We start from the raw sequence: 16458 nt of genomic DNA on the forward strand, positions 1-16458 counted from the left end.
CGAGCTCTTGGCCGCCGGGCTCCTGCCGGGAATGGGTTATCGGCGCGAAGGCGCCGGTCTGTGCCGTTGCATCCGACTTCCAGCCAGTGGATCAGTTACATCTGCATGTGCCGATGGCGTTAGCATTCGCCAGGCCGGCGCTCTCCCGCCCGGCCGCAACTTCAGGCGACCGTAAGGAGAACGCATGCGTATCGGGTTCGATCGGGACAAGTACCTCAAGATGCAGTCCGAACGCATTGCCCACAGGCGCGCTCAGTTCGGCGGAAAGCTCTACCTCGAGTTCGGCGGAAAGCTCATCGACGATATGCACGCCTCCCGTGTCCTGCCAGGCTTCACCCCCGACAATAAGATCGTCATGCTCGCCGAACTGGCCGACGACGTGGAGATCATCGTCGCCGTCAACGCCAAGGACTTCTCCCGCCACAAGATTCGCGCCGATCACGGCACCTCCTACGGGGATGAGGTACTCCGTCACGTTGACGCCTTCCGTGACTACGGGCTGTACGTGGGCGGCGTCGTGATCACCCAGTGGACGGATGACAACCAACAGGCCAGCGAGTTCAAACGCAAGCTGGATAAACTCGGCATCCCCGTCTACCGCCACTACCCCATCATCGGTTACCCCAATGATGTTGCCCGCATCGTCTCCGAGCAGGGGTACGGGCGCAACGAGTACATCGAGACCAGTCGAGACCTGATCGTCGTGACCGCCCCGGGCCCGGGCTCGGGCAAGATGGCCACGTGCCTGTCCCAGATCTACCACGACCACAGGCGCGGTATCGCCTCCGGGTACGCCAAGTTCGAGACCTTCCCCATCTGGAACCTGCCGTTGGACCATCCGGTCAATATCGCCTACGAGGCCGCCACTGCCGACCTCGATGATGTGAACATGATTGATCCTTACCACCTGGCCGCTCACGGTGTGCAGACCGTCAACTACAACCGCGATGTCGAGGTGTTCCCGGTACTTTCCCGACTGTTCGAGGAGATCCTCGGCACTTCGCCCTACTCATCCCCCACCGACATGGGCGTGAACATGGTCGGATACTGCATTAGTGACGACCAGGTCTGTCGCCACGCCTCCAAGCAGGAGGTCATTCGCCGCTACTACAAGGCACTGGTCGCCGAGAAGCGGGACATGCTGGAACCCGTACAGTCCGGTCGCATCGCGCTGCTGATGAGTAAGCTTGGCATCGCCAAGGAGGACCGCCCCGTCGTGTTGCCCGCGTTGGCGCTAGCGCAGCAAACCGGTGCGCCAGCGGCCGCCATCGAGTTGCCGGAAGGTTCCATCGAGTTGGGCAAGACCTCCCCCCTGCTGGGATGTTCCTCAGCCATGCTGCTCAATGCGCTCAAGCGACTGGCCGGCATTGACCCGGAGGTGGAGCTTTTGGCCAAGGAGTCGATTGAGCCGATCCAGACACTCAAGACCCGCCACCTGGGCAGTCGTAACCCGCGTCTCCATACCGATGAGGTGCTGATCGCCCTGGCGGTGTCGGCCAACGGGGACGTCAATGCCGCCCGCGCACTGGACGAGTTGGGCAGTCTGCGGGGCTGCGACGTGCACACCTCGACGATCCTGGGGCCGGTGGATGAGGGAATCTTCCGTGCGCTCGGCATCCAGGTGACCAACGAGCCCGTTTACGCCACCAAGACGCTGTACAAGAAACGCTGACCGCGGCGACTGCCGTGTGCTCGCGCCTACAGGTCGTTTCACCAGAACGGTACTGGGCGCTGTCTCAGTGTCCCGACGCAGTCGGCAGGTGCCCGCGGCGGGCATCACAGATGGTGACCACGGCCCGCTCGACGGCGTAGACGGGGTCACGCGAAGCGCCCTTGACTTCCGCATCGGCACGCGCGACTGCTTGGATCGCCACGGCCAGGGCGTCATCGGACCAGCCCGTCAGCTCACGGCGGGCCCGCTCCGCCTGCCACGGCGCCATGCCCAGATCACGGGCGGTCAGCCCCCTCCGCCCCCCCATGGCCGCCACCCGGGCGAGTTGGCGGATCTTCATGGCCAGGGCGGCGACGATGGGAACCGGGTCGGTGCCGGTGGCGATCGCATGACGCAACGCGGTTACGGCCTTGGCCACGTTCCCAGCCGCGGCGGCGTCCGCAACGGTGAAACCGGTGGCCTCAAAGCGACCGGCGTAGTAGGTGTTGACGGTATCAACGGTGATGGCGCCCTGGGTGTCGGCAATCAGCTGCTGGGCGGCGGCACACAGCTCCCGCAGATCGGTTCCCAGCGCATCTACCAGTGCCCCGACGGCGTCGGAGTCTATCCGGCGTCCGGCCCGGCGCACATCCGCGGTCACCAGGGCCGCCTTATCCTTGGCGGATTTTACCGCCTGGATGGTGCACACCGGGTAGGGGGACTTGGCTAGCGCGTCCAGCAGCTTCTTTCCGCGCTGGCCGCCGTTGTGCCTCAGCACCACAGCGACATCCGGGGCAGGTGCAGGCAGGTAGGCGAGCAGGTCGGTCAGCAGTGCATCGGTCATCTGCTCCAGGGCCGGAACAAGCACGAGCTTGGGCTCACCGAACAGGGAGGGAGAAACAAGTGTGTCAAGTTGGTGGGACTCGTAGGTGGCGGCCTCAACGGTGGTGATCTCCGTAGCCGGATCCTGCTGGCGTGCCCGGGCCAACAGCCGGGCAACCGCCCGGTCGGCCAGCAGCTCCGCCCCCGCCCGAATCAGAACGATCGGAGCCAGGTCGACCTCGTCCCAGGCCGGTCCTGCGGGGGCGCGGCGGGTGCCGCGGGAGGATCTGGCTGCCATAGTCATAGCCTGCCATGCCTGGCCGGGTCGCGTGTGCGCCGTCGCCGACGCCAGTACAGCGCGGCTAGCGCCGCGACCTCGAGTCCGGCCAGGAGCACCGCCCCGCCGACCTGCCCCGGCCAGGCGATGGATGCGCCCGGCAGGCGGGCGAAGGCACGGGCCACCAAAGCCAACCAGGCGCAGGACGCCGTCGCCGGCCAGGCGATCACCGCGGCGGCATGTGGGCTTAGCGGCGCGAGAAGGGCGGCGAGGATGCCGCACACGGTGGCCACGGGCACGGGCGGGGCGGCCAGCACATTCGCGGGCACGGACCACAGGCCGACCGTTGGGCGCAGCAGCACCAGCACCGGGGCACAGGCGATCTGGGCTACCAGTGGCAGGGCCGCCCCGGCCGCAAGTGGACGCGGCAGGCGTCGCGCCAGCAGGGCCGTCAAGGGTGCGGCGCCGAGCAAAATACCGGCCGTGGCGAGCACCGACAGGGCGAAGCCGTAGTCGCGGGCCTGCCAGGGGTCGGCCAGGAGCAGCGCGATCACGCCGACACACAGGGCGGGAAGGGAGGCGGAGCGTCGTCCTGCGGCAACTCCGATGAGCATGACGGCGCCCATGGTCGCCGCCCGCAGCACTGACCCATCGGGACGTACGAGTATCACCAGTCCAGCCAGGACCAGGGCGCCGACGGCGGCGCGCAACCAGCGGGGTAGGACTCCCAGGCCGGCCAGCACCAGCCCCAGGACGATAGCCACGTGTTGTCCCGAGACGGCGGTGAGGTGGGTCATTGAGACTGTGCGCATGTCTTCGCGCACCTGTGCGGGAAGGGCGTGATCGTCGCCGAGTGCGACTCCGGGCACCAGGGAGCGGGCGCCGGCCGGCCAGGTCATGCGAGCTCCAGTCTGGGAGCTTGTCGAGGCGGGCTCCTTCCCGACGGCGGCGCTGAGCCCGTCGCGCAGGGAGCCGACGGTACCGAGCATCCCGTTGGCGGGGCCGGTGACGCTCACGTCGGCATTCGCGCCGATGATGGCGGCCTCGGCACTGCCTGGGGCGGCAGCCTGTAGACGCGCCTGCACACGCACGGGAGCACCCATGGGGATTGTGAGCCAGTCGGCACCTCCCAGCACGGTGGCCAACAACCTGGAGGGGGCGCCGTCGACGGTGTGGACGGTGAGCGTGGTCAGGACCGTGGTCGACCTGGCGGTGGCGGTGGCGCGCGGCGTACGAGTGACCGTACCGACTAGGATGACGGTGCGCCTCTCCCGGGCGGCGACGGTCAGCGGGTCGCGACTGCGTGCCCAGGACCCTGCTGAGGCGGCCGTAAGCACCGCCGTCACCGTCAAGGCCACCACTAGCAGTGAGGCCGTAAGCGAGCCGACGGCAGCACCATTGGGAGCATCAGCTCCGGGGCGAGGATCGTGCCGATGACGAGGCGGACGGAAACGGGCCGCGGCCAGGGCCAGAGGGATCGCCGCCGCAGCGCTCACGCCAGCAACCACGGCAATCGGCATCCAGGGACGGGTCCCGTCCAGCCCGACAGCCCAGAAGGCTACCGCCCAGGCGCCGATGGCGGACGGGATCAGCCGCAGGTCGAGCGGCTCCGGGGCACTGTCACGAATGGCGTGGCGGGCGCGGTGCCGTGGGGACAGGCGGCGCAGCGTTGCCGGATCGTCCCAGGGAGCGGGAGCGGTGCGATGAGTGCGTTGCTCGCGCGGTAGCTCGTGCGTGGAGCTCATACGGTCGCCTCATCCCGGAGGGCCTCGAGCTTGGCGGCGCCGATGCCGGAGACATTCGTCAATTCGTCTACGGAGGTGAAGGGGCCGTGGTCGGCGCGGTAGTCGACGATGCGTTGGGCCAGGGCGGGACCGATGCCGCTCAGTTTTTCCAGTTCGGCCGCGGTGGCCGTGTTGATATTGATGCGGCCGTCGGTCGCTGCCGAGCCACCGCCGTCCGCCCCGCTAGAGTCGGCTGCATCACCCGTGCCGGTATCGGCCTGCCAGGTGGAGGTGTCCTCTCCCTGGTGCGGCACACGCACCTGCTCTCCGTCGGTCAGGATACGGGCGAGGTTGAGCTGGTCGGTGTCCGCGTCGGGCAGCACGCCACCAGCGTCGTTCAGGGCGTCTATGACACGTGCTCCCGCCGGCAGCACGACCACGCCGGGGGTGGCGACAGCGCCGGCCACGTGGATGACGATCTCTCCGCCCGCATCGGCCTCCGTGGGGGCCGCGGTGGCCAACGGGTCGGTTACCGGTAGGATCGCCGCGGCAGTGGCGTCATCGGCAGCGGTAGTCGTGGTGCGGACTTCCGGACCGGATTGGGGCGCAACTAGAACGGTGCGCAGCGCCAGTGCCAACGCAAATACGACCAGGACAACTCCTAGGCCAATAGCTGCCCTGGGTGCGAGGGCGAGGCGCCGCGGACGCCGCACGGGCTCGGCCGGATCTGTGGAGCAGGCGATCCGTATGAAGTCTGCCAGGGGACGTTTGCCCAGCCGGTCCGCTACCCGCTTTCCACTCATGCGTCGACGGTAGGGCGTCCGGTGCCCGTCCGTCTCGGCGCCTGTGGACACCACTGCCCAAGGCTGCGTCGAACCACGACTGTGGACGGCGGCGGGCACCCTATCGAGCTATCGCGGAGGATCCAGATGTGGGGCCACGACTATTCCGAGTGCACCCGGCCCCAGATGCACGCTGCTGGCCGGGTCGGCGGGGGAACGCATGATGGACTCGACGACGGCGCCGGCCTCAACCATGGCATCGGCCAGGTCATTCTCCAGGGCGCGCCCGTCGGCAGGGTCGTCTCCGTAGTGCACGGCCAGTCTGACAGGCATGGCCGGCGGGCGGGGGCCGGTCAGCGCGGTTCCGCCTGCTGCGCGCACCGCCTGCGCGATCAGGTGACGGCGGGCGCGGGCGGCGCCTCGTACGGTCTCCACGACGCCGATCCCGTCCGGACCGATGGTCAGGATGGGGCGGATGCCCAGGGTTCCACCGACGAAGGCGGTGGCGCGGTCGAGCCTGCCGCCGCGACGCAGATGGGACAGGTCCTGGACCAGGAAGAACAGGCGGGATCGGGCGGCCGACTCACGGGCGCGGGCGGCACCCCGGCGGGCGTCGTCGGCCTCGGCGGCAGCCAGGGCAGCCAGCCCCAGTGCGCCGCCGGAGGCCCCGGAGTCCACCACGGTTACTGGTATGTCCTGTGCATTTAGTTCGCGCGCCGCCAGCTGGGCGTTGTCGACCGTGCCCGACAGAGCGGCCGCGACATGCAGGGCGAGGACCTCATCGCCGTGCTGGGCGGCAAGGCGATAGGCGTCGGCAAGCTCGGAGACCGACGGGCGCGCAGTCGTCGCCGCGCCGTCGTCGTCCTGTGCCACGTGAAGGGGGACGACCACGATACCGCGCGCCTCCGCGAGCGCCGGGGGCAGGCAGGCGGCCGAGTCGGTGACCACGGTGAGCGACATGCCCGAAGCGTAAACCTCCTATGCCTTCATCCCGATGCCCGGCGAGGGCCGCCGGGGCGTGTCATGCCCGGCAGGTCCCGACCGCAGCGAGGGCGGGAGCGCTCAAATTCGACGGATCACCAAGCCGCCAACACTGGTAGCCGTCGGTCTCGGAAGAGGCGGGGGCATGCAGGGCAGGCTCCTCCGCGAGAGCCACGTCCATCACCACGCCGTAGTGGCAGAAATCAATCGGACCGCAACTGGCTCTTCCGGTTTGAGGTGTTGGCGGTGGCGGGTGTGGGCTCGGCCGGCTGCCGGCCTCGTACTTGGACCGGGTTACTGCGGTTGGACCGGGCTTCTGCGCTTGGACCGCGCTTCTGCGGTTGGACCGTCTGAGAGTGCGTTTCAGGTGGTCCAACGGCAGCCAGGTGGTCCATCCGCAGCCAGACGGCCCAACGGCAGCCAGGCGGCCCAACGGCAGCCAGACGGCCCAACGGCAGCCAGACGGTCCGGGTGCGGGGGTGCTGACTCGGGCAGGTGCGGTTGCCTTGGACGCCGGCGCACCCAAGGTCAACGATCAAGATGCCCTAGACCGCGGACGTCGCCGGCACGGCCGGCAGCCGGGCCCGGCCTGGCTGTGGGCCGGGCTGGCCTGCGCGCCCGGCTGGGCCGCGGGCCCGGTTCATCGTCAAAGACGTCCCAGCCGATCGGACAAGGGGGGCCGGTCGGCGACCAGACGCCCTGGCCTGCTTACCGCATCAGGGCGGTAGGCCGGCAGCTGGGAGCCAAAGTGTCCAGAATCGGCACTAACACCCCGCCTGTGCCGGCAGGCGCCCACGGATTCGTTGGAATCATGCGGATCTAGTGAGCGGCGCCGGACGGGGGTCCTCGTTTGTGCCGAATCTGGACACTTCCCCCGCCCCGCCGGCCCCCACCAACCGAACTCGATGGTTATATCGACCGAACTCGATCGTCATTTCGACCGAACTCGATGGTTATATCTACCGAACTCGGCGGAGAATTCGCGCGGGCGCATACGATGCGGGCATGACGACTACCACACCGGACCCCGCCGAGCTCGCCCGTCTCAAGGCCGAAGCGGCACAGGCGGCTGCGGATGCCGCTGCCGCGAAGGCGGCCGCGGCTCAGGCGGCCCTGGAGGCTGCGCTCGCCGCCCAGACCGAGACCACCGCCGATTCCTCGCCCCAAACCATCGACGCGCCGGCTCAGCCGCAGGAGGACACCAACGCGGAACCAGCGGCCACGGAACCGGCGTCTCCCGGTCCACCGGCACCGCAGGACGCCCCGGCCGGGGAGCCGGAAGCAATGTCCGGCTATGCCGCACGCGTGCGAGACGGCTATGCCTTTTCCGGCCCCGTGTTGCCGGTGGGCACCTACCTGGACTACCCCAGCAAGGACGGCCCGGCCCAGGAGCCGACTGCGGAGCCCGCCCCGGTGCCCGGCGTGAACGTGGGCATCCCGCTCGGTCTGCTCAATCGGCACGCCCTGGTCGCCGGCGCCACCGGCTCCGGCAAGACCCGCACGCTGCAACTGCTCGCGGAGGGGCTCTCCACGGTCGGTGTACCAGTATTCCTGTCCGATGTGAAAGGTGACCTGACGGGACTGGCGGAGGCCGGCGTCGTCTCCGAGAAACTCACGGCCCGTAACGCCGCCACCGGGCAGGCCTGGCAGGGGCGTGGCTTCCCGCTGGAGTTGTTCACGCTTGGCGACGCGCAGGGGACCGCTGCTCAGCCGGCCGCCACAGCGGGTGTGCCCGCCGGTACGCCTATCCGCACCACCGTCACGGCCTTCGGACCGGTGCTGCTATCCCGCGTGCTGGGCCTAAATGACACTCAGAGCTCCGCGCTGGAGCTTGTGTTCCACTGGGCAGATGCGCAGGGGCTGTCACTAATTGACCTGAAGGACCTGCGCAGCGTCGTAGATCACCTCACCAGCACGGAGCAGGGTAAGCAGGAGCTACGCGGCATCGGCGGGGTGTCCACCGCGACGGCCGGGGTGATCCTGCGGCAGGTTTCCGCCCTGGAGGCCGCCGGCGGCGCGGTCTTCTTCGGCGAACCGGCCCTGGACGTACGCGACCTGCTTCGCACCGCTGCCGACGGCCGCGGCGTCATCTCCTCCCTGGAGCTGGCGGACATCCAGTCCCAGGGAAGGCTGCTGTCAACCTTCCTGATGTGGCTACTGGGTGAGCTGTTCGAGGTGCTTCCCGAGGTCGGTGACCCGGACAAGCCGGTTCTGGTGTTCTTCTTCGACGAGGCGCACCTGCTCTTCGACGGCGCCTCCAAGGCCTTCCTGGAGGCGGTTACCCGCACGGTCAGGTTGGTTCGCTCCAAGGGGGTCGGCATCGTATTCATCACCCAGTCCCCCACGGACGTGCCCGAGGCGGTGCTCGCCCAACTGGGCAGCCGCATCCAGCACGCACTGCGGGCACACACACCGGCCGATGCGACCAAGCTGAAGCAGGCCGTGTCCACCTTCCCGGTCTCACCATTGGATCTGCCGCGGGTGCTCACCGGCCTGGGGACGGGGCAGGCGGTCGTATCGGTGCTGGATGAGAAGGGCCGACCCGCGCCGGTTGCGCCCGTCGTCGTGAACACCCCGGCCGCGGTCATGGGTCCGGCCCAGCCAGCCACGATCCAGTCGTTGCTGACGTCCTCGCCACTGCTTCCCAAATACGCCGAAGCGGTGGACAACGAGTCTGCCTACGAGTTGCTGGCCAAGCGCGCCGCGCAGGAGGCCATCCGGGCCGAAGCCGCGCGCGCCGAGGCCGAAGCGCAGGCCGCTGCGGACAAGGCTGCGCAGGAGGCGGCCAAGGCACAGGCTAAAGCCGAGGCCCAGGCCGCCCGGGAGGCCCAGCGCACCGCCGAGCGGCTGCAGCGTGAGGCAGAGAAGGCGGCCGAGCGCGAGCAGCGGGCCCGGGAGCGGGCGGCAGAACGGCGTCAACGCGAGGTGGAGAAGCTGATCGGCTCCGCCGGCCGCCAGATCACCCGCTCCATCCTGGGAAACATCTTGCGCGGCCGCTGACCCTGGTAGTCACCAACGCCAAGTCCGGCACCGTTATCGCCCCGTCGGCGACTTGACCGGGGCCGCCGCGTGGCTGTCGCGTCTGCACACGCTGCTGGCCGAGGCCCGTGTGCACGGCCCGACCGAGCAGCAGATTCTCAACGCCGCCCCCTCACTCGGGGACGACGGACACCAGCTTGGGGGCGCGCACGATCACCTTGCGCACGCCGCGGCCGTCCAGCGCGCGGACCACGCCGGGGGCGGCCAGGGCGAGCTTCTCCAGCTCGGCGGCGTCGATGTCGGGGTCGACCTCCAGACGGTCGCGGACCTTGCCCTTGACCTGCACCACGCAGGTGACCTTCTCAGCCGCCAGCAGCGCCTCATCGGTGACGGTCGGGAAGGACTCGTGGGCGAGAGAGCGGGTGTGCCCGAGGCGCTGCCAGATCTCCTCGCTGATGTGCGGGGCTACAGGCGCGGCCATGAGTACCAGGGCCTCCACGGCCTCACGCGGCACGGTCTTCAAACCGGTGAGGTGGTTGTTGAGCACGATCAGCTTGGCGATGGCCGTGTTCAGGCGCATGCCCTCATAGTCCTCGTGCACGCCCACGATGGTGCGGGCCACCAGGCGACGAGTGGCCTCATCGGCGGGAGCGTCGGAGACGGTCACCTCACCGGTGGTCTCGTCTACGACATTGCGCCACAACCGCTGCAGGAAGCGCTGGGCGCCGGCGACGGCGCGGGTGTCCCAGGGGCGGTCCTGGTCCAGCGGGCCCATGCTCATTTCGTAGACGCGGAAAGTGTCGGCGCCGTAGGCGTCATACATGTCGTCGGGGGTGACGATGTTCTTCAGGGACTTACCCATCTTGCCGTACTCGCGGCTCACGGGCTGCCCCTGCCAGGTGAAGACGGGCTTGCCGTCCTCCCCCTGGGTCTCCTCCACCTCATCGGCGGGCACGTACTGGCCGCGGGCGTCGGTGTAGGCGTAGGCCTGCACGTAGCCCTGGTTGAACAGCTTGTGGTAGGGCTCGGAGGAGGACACCACCCCCAAGTCGAAGAGCACCTTGTGCCAGAAGCGGGAGTAGAGCAGGTGCAGGACAGCATGTTCGACGCCGCCGACGTACAGGTCGGTGCCGCCTGCGGTGTTTCCGGTCTCCGGGCGGGGCCCCATCCAGTAGGCCTCGTTGGCGGGATCGACCAGGTGGTCAGCGTCGGTCGGGTCGATGTAGCGCAGCTCGTACCAGCAGGAACCGGCCCATTGGGGCATGGTGTTGGTCTCGCGGCGGTACTTGCGCCTGCCGTCACCGAGGTCGAGTTCTACCTCCACCCAGTCGTCGGCCTTGCCTAGCGGCGCCTCCGGGGAAGAGGCAGCGTCGTCGGGGTCGAAGGTGCGCGGGGAGTAGTCGCTGACCTCGGGCAGCTCCACCGGGAGCATCGACTCGGGCAGCGCGTGGGGGCGGCCGTCCTCGTCCCACACGATCGGGAAGGGCTCGCCCCAGTAGCGCTGGCGGGAGAACAGCCAGTCGCGCAGTCGGTAGGTGACGGCACCGTGGCCGTAGCCCTTGGACTCCAGCCAAGCAGTCATGGCGGCCTTGGCCTCGTCCTTGCCCATGCCGTTGAGGCTGATCTCGGCATTGGCGGAGTTGATGATCTGCCCGTCACCAGTCCAGGCGGCCTCGTCCAGGGAGAAGCCTTCCGGCGGGGCGATCGTGGCGATGACGTCGAGGTCGTAGGTGCGGGCGAAGTCCCAGTCGCGCTGGTCGCCGGAGGGGACGGCCATGATGGCGCCGGTGCCGTAGCCCATCAGGACGTAGTCGGCAACGAATACGGGAATCGGCTTGCCGTTGACGGGATTGGTGCCGAACAGGCCGGTGAAGACGCCGGTCTTGGTGCGATCCTCATCGGTGCGCTCGGCCTCGGTGGCCTGGGCGGCGCGGGCCCGGTAGGCGGCCACCGCCTGGGCGGGCGTGTCGTAGCCGCCGGTCCAGGCGTCCCGAGTGCCCTCGGGCCAGGCCTGCGGCACGGTCAGAGCAGCCGCGTCCTGCTCCGAGCTGGCGCCGGACAGGCCGCCCAGCAGCGGGTGCTCCGGGGCGACCACCATGAAGGTGGCCCCGAACAAGGTGTCCGGTCGCGTGGTGTAGACGGTCAGCTCGCTTAGGCTGGCGCCGACGGCGTCGGCCCCGGGCAGGGCGAAGGTCACCTCGGCACCCTCGGAGCGGCCGATCCAGTTGCGCTGCATGGTCTTGACCTTCTCGGGCCAGTCCACCGTGTCCAGGTCCTCGGCCAGCCGGTCGCCGTAGGCGGTGATGCGCATCATCCACTGGCGCAGGTTCCGCTTGAACACGGGGTAGTTGCCGCGCTCGGAACGGCCTTCGCTGGTGACCTCCTCGTTAGCCAAGACGGTGCCGAGCCCCGGGCACCAGTTGACCGGGGCGGAGGAGACATAGGCGAGCCGATGGGAGTCGACGATGTCTGCCTGCTCCCCCGGCGTCAGATCCGCCCAGGGGCGACCGTCGGGGGTGGGGACCTGCCCGGAGGCGAGCTTGTCGATCAGTTCGCTGACGGGGCGGGCGGCGCCGGTGCCGCGACCGTCGCGGCGGGGGGCGTCGGAGTCGAACCAGGAGTTGTACACCTGCAGGAAGATCCACTGGGTCCAGCGCACGTAGTCCACGTCGATGGTCGCCAGCGAGCGGCGCGGGTCGTGGGACAGTCCGAGCCGACGCAGCTGGCGGCGCATATTGGCGATGTTGGCCTCGGTGGAGATGCGCGGATGCTGTCCGGTGGCAACGGCGTACTGCTCGGCGGGCAGGCCGAAGGCGTCATACCCCATGGTGTACAGCACGTTCTTGCCGGTCATGCGGGTGAAGCGGGCCACGACGTCGGTGGCGATGTAGCCCAGCGGGTGGCCCACATGCAGCCCCTTGCCGGACGGGTAGGGAAACATGTCCAGCAGGAAGAACTTCTCCTTGGCGGCGTCGGGGCCGGCCAGGGATCCGACGGGGTTGTCGGCGTTGAAGGTCCCCTCGCGCTCCCACCGGTCCTGCCAGGCGGTCTCCAGGCGTCCGGCCAGTTCGGCCGTGTACCGGTACGGCGTGGGGTTGTCGGTGGTCTGCTGCGACCGGGTGTTCTCCGTCATCGCGGGAGTGCTCCCTCAAGGCTCGTGTGGATGGGGCGGGGCCGCGGTGCCGTCGGCGGTCAGGCCGAACGGCGCGCGGCCCCGTTGCTGCGGGACAGCCTATCCCCCGCCCAGCCCGCGGCCGGCGTCGGTCCGACTGGTGAAGCCGCGACGCCGGTCACGCCCAGCACCCTCATGGCGGGTGCGGGGGCCGGGATGCGTCTCAGGCGAGGGCCGGGGAGCCCAGGGATGCGGGCACGTTGCCGCCCCAGCCGTCCTCGCGCAGGCCCGCGCGCAGGCGCTCCATGGCGGCATCGAGCTCGGCGGCGGGCACGTCGGGGCGGGCGGCCGCGGGGGCCACGTCCGCCTCGGCACGGATGGGCAGCACGTGCAGGTGCAGGTGATCGACCTCGTAGCCGACCACCATTACGCCGGCGCGGGCGGCGTCGAACACGCGTGTCTGGGCGCGGCCGATGCGTTTGGCGATGACAGCCAGGTGGGCGATGAGTTCGTCGGAGGCGTCCACGTAGGAGACGACCTGCTCACGCGGCACCACGAGCACATGCCCGTCGGTGTGGGGGGCGATCGTGGCGAAGGCAACGCAGATCTCATCGGCCCAGACGAAGCGTCCAGGGATGTCGCCTTTGATGATCTTGCTGAATACGGATGGTGCGGGGCTGGTTGTGTCGGTCACAGTCCCAGCGTAAATGATCACTGTGGCCGCTTCACCGCTCCCCTGTGCTCCAAGAGCCAGAGGCTGCTGGCGGGAACGACGACGTCGGGCGCATCTTGAACCGAGGCGTCCCCATCCAAGGCGCGTACCACGGTTCGGACTGGGGTGTTCTCCGCGTTGGAACCCCCACCGCTGCGGCCCGCAACGATCACCCTCGTATCCAGCCCGATGCCGGCACAGGACAATTGCTTTAGAACATCGGGATCATCCTTGATGCGCCCCACGACACCCGATTGTCCTACTGTCAGAGTGTCCACGCAGCGCAGTTCAGGAACGATCACGCTGCCGTCCGCAGTCGGAATCGGATCTCCGTGCGGGTCTCGAACCGGGTGGCCGAGGGCAGCGTCTAGCGCGGCCAGCAACCGGTCGGAGACCGCGTGCTCGAGTACCTCCGCCTCGGCATGGACCTCATCCCATTCGAAGCCGAGCGCCTCCACCAAATAGGTCTCCAGCAGACGGTGACGGCGCACCATGCCCTGGGCCAGCCGCCTCCCACGCTCGGACAGGGTGACGGCCCGGTATGGGACGTGCTCCAGCAGCCCCGCCTCCACGAGCCGGGCCACGTTCTCCGATGCGGTCGAAGGCGCCACCCCCATGCGGCGCGCAAGTCCGGTAATGGACGCGCCTTTGCCGCCCCACTCGCTGGCCGCCCACACGGCCTTGAGGTAGTCCTGGGTGACGGCTGAGCCATCTGCGGAGGTCTCGGCGGCAGAAGTCATCTGAGCATCGCCGCCCAACCGTCCCAGAAGGCAACCAGCACTATGACTGCAATGGCAATGTACATGGCGCCGGCGATCCACCAGCGTGCGGCCACCAGGCGGTGCACAGCACCGGACGGCAAGCCGAGGTGTCCGCCCTGGGCGGCCCAAGCCCAGGTATTGGTGGCGATCGGAATGGTCACCGCCCAGATGAGTGTGCAAAACGGACAAAGTTTGCCGAAGACGAGTACCGACACCGCCAGGAACCAGGCAACGAAACCGATGCCTGCTACGGTGCCGGCCACCAGCCCCCACCACACCCAGCGGGGCAGCGCAATCCCCGAGGCCAGGAGCAGACCGATCAGCGCCAGCACGGCGAAGGCCATGGCGCCGATGAAGGAGTTGGGGACGCCCAATAGGTTGCCTTGCCACACATTCAAGGAGTCCCCGCACGACACCAGGGGACTCATGTCACATACGAGTCCGGCCCCGGGTTGGCGCAGTTGGCTTATCTGACTGACCATCAACTCCCAGCACGCCCCGATACCGAAGACGGAGCCAATGATTAGCAGCGCCGCATACGAGATGGGAGCACCGCTGGTCCTCTGCCAGGTCTGCGCCCCGGCTGGCTGCGAGCGGCCGTCGGGCGGCCCGGGATCGGCGCAGGCCGCACCGGAATCGCCGTCCAGGTAGGCGTCGAGTTCCTCCTCGCTCATCGCGTCGATCATCGCGTCGACCTCGGCCTGTGTGGGCACATGCGCCATCGGCGGATCTCCTCAGCCTCTCTCCTGAAGGGGGCGCACCCCGGCAACTCCGGGGCGCGCCCCCATTGTGCCTCTGCGACCGCCCCGGGGCGAATGGGCATTAGTCACGCCAATATCACCATTGGCCCACCTCACGGCTGTGCGGGCTCCGACGCCGTCGGCTCCGCCGACTGCTGCGCACCGGGAATCGGCTGCCAGGCACCCACGGTTACGGATGCGTCCGCATGCAGGGTGACGGTGCGCCAGGCAACCAGATCGCCGTCGGGATTGAAGGACAACACGTGCAAGTAGGCGTCCTCGGTGACCTGACCTATGGAGGTGCCGCCCTTGCCGGCCCCGGAGACCAGTTGGGCGACGTCAAGATTTCTGCCTGCCGTAGTGGTCATGCCCCGTTGCTGATGGACATGTCCGGCTATCAGTAGCGGGCTACAGCCATCGGCGACCAGTGGGCTGAAGGTGTAGGGCTGGTGGATGAGTACCACGTCCGCCCGATCACCCGCCTGTGCCGCCTGGCAGGAGGTGTCGGCCAGGCGGGCGCCCAGCTGGGCGGCGTTCTCCTCGCCACGTTGGACCGTGCCGCCGGCGGAGGTACGGTCCGGATCGACGTCGCCGAGTACTCTCAGTCCGGCGACCTCCTGCACGGTGCCGTCGGTGACGGTCCATCCTTGGGCTTGCAGTCGCTCAGCGGTGGATTCGGAGTCGTGGTTGCCGAGGGTGGCGATGCGGGCGACACCAGCCGGGACGGCGTTGGACAGGGCATCGACACAGATCGACTCGGGCTGACTACCAGTCATGGTCAGGTCGCCGTCGTCCATGTGAATGTCGGCTCCGACGAGCTCGTCCAACAGTCCGGTGAACGCAATTACATCAAGGTTGCAGTGAAGGTCGGTGGACAGCACGGCGGTGATGTTCTCATCCTGATCCACCGCCCAGGCCCCTGTCACCGGCATCGTGGTCGAGGCGGTGGCCGGGGCCGTGGCTGAGGGTGTGAGAGTCGGGGAGGGCGCCGTCGTTCCGGAAGGAGTGGCGGTGGCAACCGCCAACGGCGTGGTGCCGCGCGCCGAAGCGACCTGGAGGGCGGCGGCAACGCTGTCAGAGTCGACAACCCCTTGGGAGGCGGTGACATCGACTGCGCCGTCAACGGCAGCCGAGGCCTGCCAGGCCGTCCTGAGATTGTCGTGCGCCGCCGTGTAAAAGACCGTGTTCTCCTCCATGAAGGTGGTGATGCGGCCACCGTATGCCTGCACAATGTCCGCCACGCGGCCGGATAGGGTGGCATCAGCCACGGGCGTACCGGCCAGGACCTCCAACCGCGTGCCCCTGTCCGGTCCGGTGCGCACCGCCGGAACGAGGACAGCAACGGCGACTGCGACTGCGGTAGCCGTCAGCAGGCCCGTGGCGCTACCAGGCAGCCGGCGGTGAATACGGCGGGTTAGACGCAGTCCGGCCAGGCGCCTAACCGTCACCAGGCACAGCAGCACCGATTCAACCAGGCCAGCGCGACGCAGGGCGTCGTCCCCCAGGGCTCGCAGACCACGCTCAACCGTCAGCTCGGGGTGGGTCATCAGGGCTACATAGGCGGCGCCGTCCGAGCTCAAAGCCTGACCGAGTGTTTCGGCGGAAACGGCGTTGGGGTCAGGTTCGCCTGGAATCTCACCGACTATCACCTCGACACCGAGCACACCGGCCGGGGAGTCCATGGCGACCGACCCGAGCGGACCGAGGTCGACGGTAAGCGTTGAATCCAGCGTTACCGACCAGGTGGCTTCGTGCGGCCCGAGGGGAGACCCGGCCGTCGCGGTCGACACGCCCACTCCCAGCGAGACGACGCCGGTGACCACCAGCAGCAGGGCGGTACGCGCAGCCATGCGGAAGCGGTCGGTACGCCCCCGCCACCAGCGTCCACCGGCAGCGCGAATACGCCCTAAACCACCG

At 68.7% G+C, this 16458-nt stretch carries 11 protein-coding genes; 2 read left to right on the top strand and 9 right to left on the bottom strand.

Going from position 1 to position 16458, the window contains the following annotated elements:
- The first annotated feature begins 184 nt into the window (after positions 1 to 184).
- Complete coding sequence (locus CWT10_RS09425) at positions 185 to 1672, top strand: DUF1846 domain-containing protein (RefSeq protein ID WP_103062056.1); 1488 nt, start codon at positions 185 to 187, stop codon at positions 1670 to 1672.
- Positions 1673 to 1736: 64 nt separating this feature from the next.
- Here the strand turns inward: CWT10_RS09425 and holA are convergent, their stop codons facing one another.
- The 4 genes from holA to CWT10_RS09445 form a co-directional block, all read right to left on the bottom strand.
- The gene (gene holA / locus CWT10_RS09430; RefSeq protein ID WP_103062057.1) at positions 1737 to 2771 is read right to left on the bottom strand and encodes a DNA polymerase III subunit delta; all 1035 of its coding nucleotides are present in this window, start codon (positions 2769 to 2771) and stop codon (positions 1737 to 1739) included.
- Between the two features lie 2 nt (positions 2772 to 2773).
- A complete protein-coding gene (locus CWT10_RS09435) occupies positions 2774 to 4495 on the bottom strand; it encodes a ComEC/Rec2 family competence protein (protein WP_103062058.1) in 1722 nt (573 codons plus the stop codon).
- Positions 4492 to 5277, bottom strand: a complete 786-nt coding sequence (locus tag CWT10_RS09440; RefSeq protein ID WP_233188018.1) for a helix-hairpin-helix domain-containing protein — start codon at positions 5275 to 5277, stop codon at positions 4492 to 4494. Before CWT10_RS09440 ends, CWT10_RS09435 begins: the two co-directional genes overlap by 4 nt.
- 108 nt (positions 5278 to 5385) lie before the next feature.
- Positions 5386 to 6216 carry a DegV family protein gene (locus CWT10_RS09445; RefSeq protein WP_103062059.1) on the bottom strand — a complete coding sequence of 277 codons (831 nt, stop codon included), beginning with the start codon at positions 6214 to 6216 and terminating at the stop codon, positions 5386 to 5388.
- A gap of 1026 nt (positions 6217 to 7242) precedes the next feature.
- On the opposite strand from CWT10_RS09445, the gene CWT10_RS09450 reads away from it, so the two are divergent.
- A complete protein-coding gene (locus CWT10_RS09450; RefSeq protein ID WP_103062060.1) occupies positions 7243 to 9237 on the top strand; it encodes a helicase HerA-like domain-containing protein in 1995 nt (664 codons plus the stop codon).
- A 151-nt stretch (positions 9238 to 9388) separates the two neighbouring features.
- Here CWT10_RS09450 and CWT10_RS09455 read toward each other — a convergent pair whose 3' ends face one another.
- From CWT10_RS09455 to CWT10_RS09475, 5 genes are all read right to left on the bottom strand, one after another.
- Complete coding sequence (locus tag CWT10_RS09455; RefSeq protein ID WP_103062061.1) at positions 9389 to 12349, bottom strand: leucine--tRNA ligase; 2961 nt, start codon at positions 12347 to 12349, stop codon at positions 9389 to 9391.
- A gap of 202 nt (positions 12350 to 12551) precedes the next feature.
- Positions 12552 to 13022 (bottom strand): HIT family protein, encoded by a 471-nt coding sequence (locus CWT10_RS09460; protein WP_103062072.1) that lies wholly within the window; start codon positions 13020 to 13022, stop codon positions 12552 to 12554.
- Between the two features lie 17 nt (positions 13023 to 13039).
- Positions 13040 to 13780, bottom strand: a complete 741-nt coding sequence (locus CWT10_RS09465; RefSeq protein ID WP_103062062.1) for a metal-dependent transcriptional regulator — start codon at positions 13778 to 13780, stop codon at positions 13040 to 13042.
- The gene (locus CWT10_RS09470; RefSeq protein ID WP_103062063.1) at positions 13777 to 14523 is read right to left on the bottom strand and encodes a vitamin K epoxide reductase family protein; all 747 of its coding nucleotides are present in this window, start codon (positions 14521 to 14523) and stop codon (positions 13777 to 13779) included. Before CWT10_RS09470 ends, CWT10_RS09465 begins: the two co-directional genes overlap by 4 nt.
- 131 nt (positions 14524 to 14654) lie before the next feature.
- On the bottom strand, positions 14655 to 16391 hold the full coding sequence (locus CWT10_RS09475) for a metallophosphoesterase family protein (protein WP_233188019.1): 1737 nt from the start codon (positions 16389 to 16391) through the stop codon (positions 14655 to 14657).
- Positions 16392 to 16458: the final 67 nt, after the last annotated feature.

Source organism: Actinomyces qiguomingii, from assembly GCF_004102025.1.
GTDB lineage: Bacteria > Actinomycetota > Actinomycetes > Actinomycetales > Actinomycetaceae > Actinomyces > Actinomyces qiguomingii.

Excerpts from the sequence above, each read along its gene's own strand:
- CWT10_RS09470 (WP_103062063.1), bottom strand. The coding sequence starts at position 14,523 with ATGGCGCATGTGCCCACACAGGCCGAGGTCGACGCGATGATCGACGCG.
- CWT10_RS09455 (WP_103062061.1), bottom strand. The coding sequence starts at position 12,349 with ATGACGGAGAACACCCGGTCGCAGCAGACCACCGACAACCCCACGCCG.
- CWT10_RS09445 (WP_103062059.1), bottom strand. The coding sequence starts at position 6,216 with ATGTCGCTCACCGTGGTCACCGACTCGGCCGCCTGCCTGCCCCCGGCG.
- CWT10_RS09450 (WP_103062060.1), top strand. The coding sequence starts at position 7,243 with ATGACGACTACCACACCGGACCCCGCCGAGCTCGCCCGTCTCAAGGCC.
- CWT10_RS09465 (WP_103062062.1), bottom strand. The coding sequence starts at position 13,780 with ATGACTTCTGCCGCCGAGACCTCCGCAGATGGCTCAGCCGTCACCCAG.
- holA (WP_103062057.1), bottom strand. The coding sequence starts at position 2,771 with ATGGCAGCCAGATCCTCCCGCGGCACCCGCCGCGCCCCCGCAGGACCG.
- CWT10_RS09475 (WP_233188019.1), bottom strand. The coding sequence starts at position 16,391 with ATGGCTGCGCGTACCGCCCTGCTGCTGGTGGTCACCGGCGTCGTCTCG.
- CWT10_RS09435 (WP_103062058.1), bottom strand. The coding sequence starts at position 4,495 with ATGAGCTCCACGCACGAGCTACCGCGCGAGCAACGCACTCATCGCACC.
- CWT10_RS09440 (WP_233188018.1), bottom strand. The coding sequence starts at position 5,277 with ATGAGTGGAAAGCGGGTAGCGGACCGGCTGGGCAAACGTCCCCTGGCA.
- CWT10_RS09425 (WP_103062056.1), top strand. The coding sequence starts at position 185 with ATGCGTATCGGGTTCGATCGGGACAAGTACCTCAAGATGCAGTCCGAA.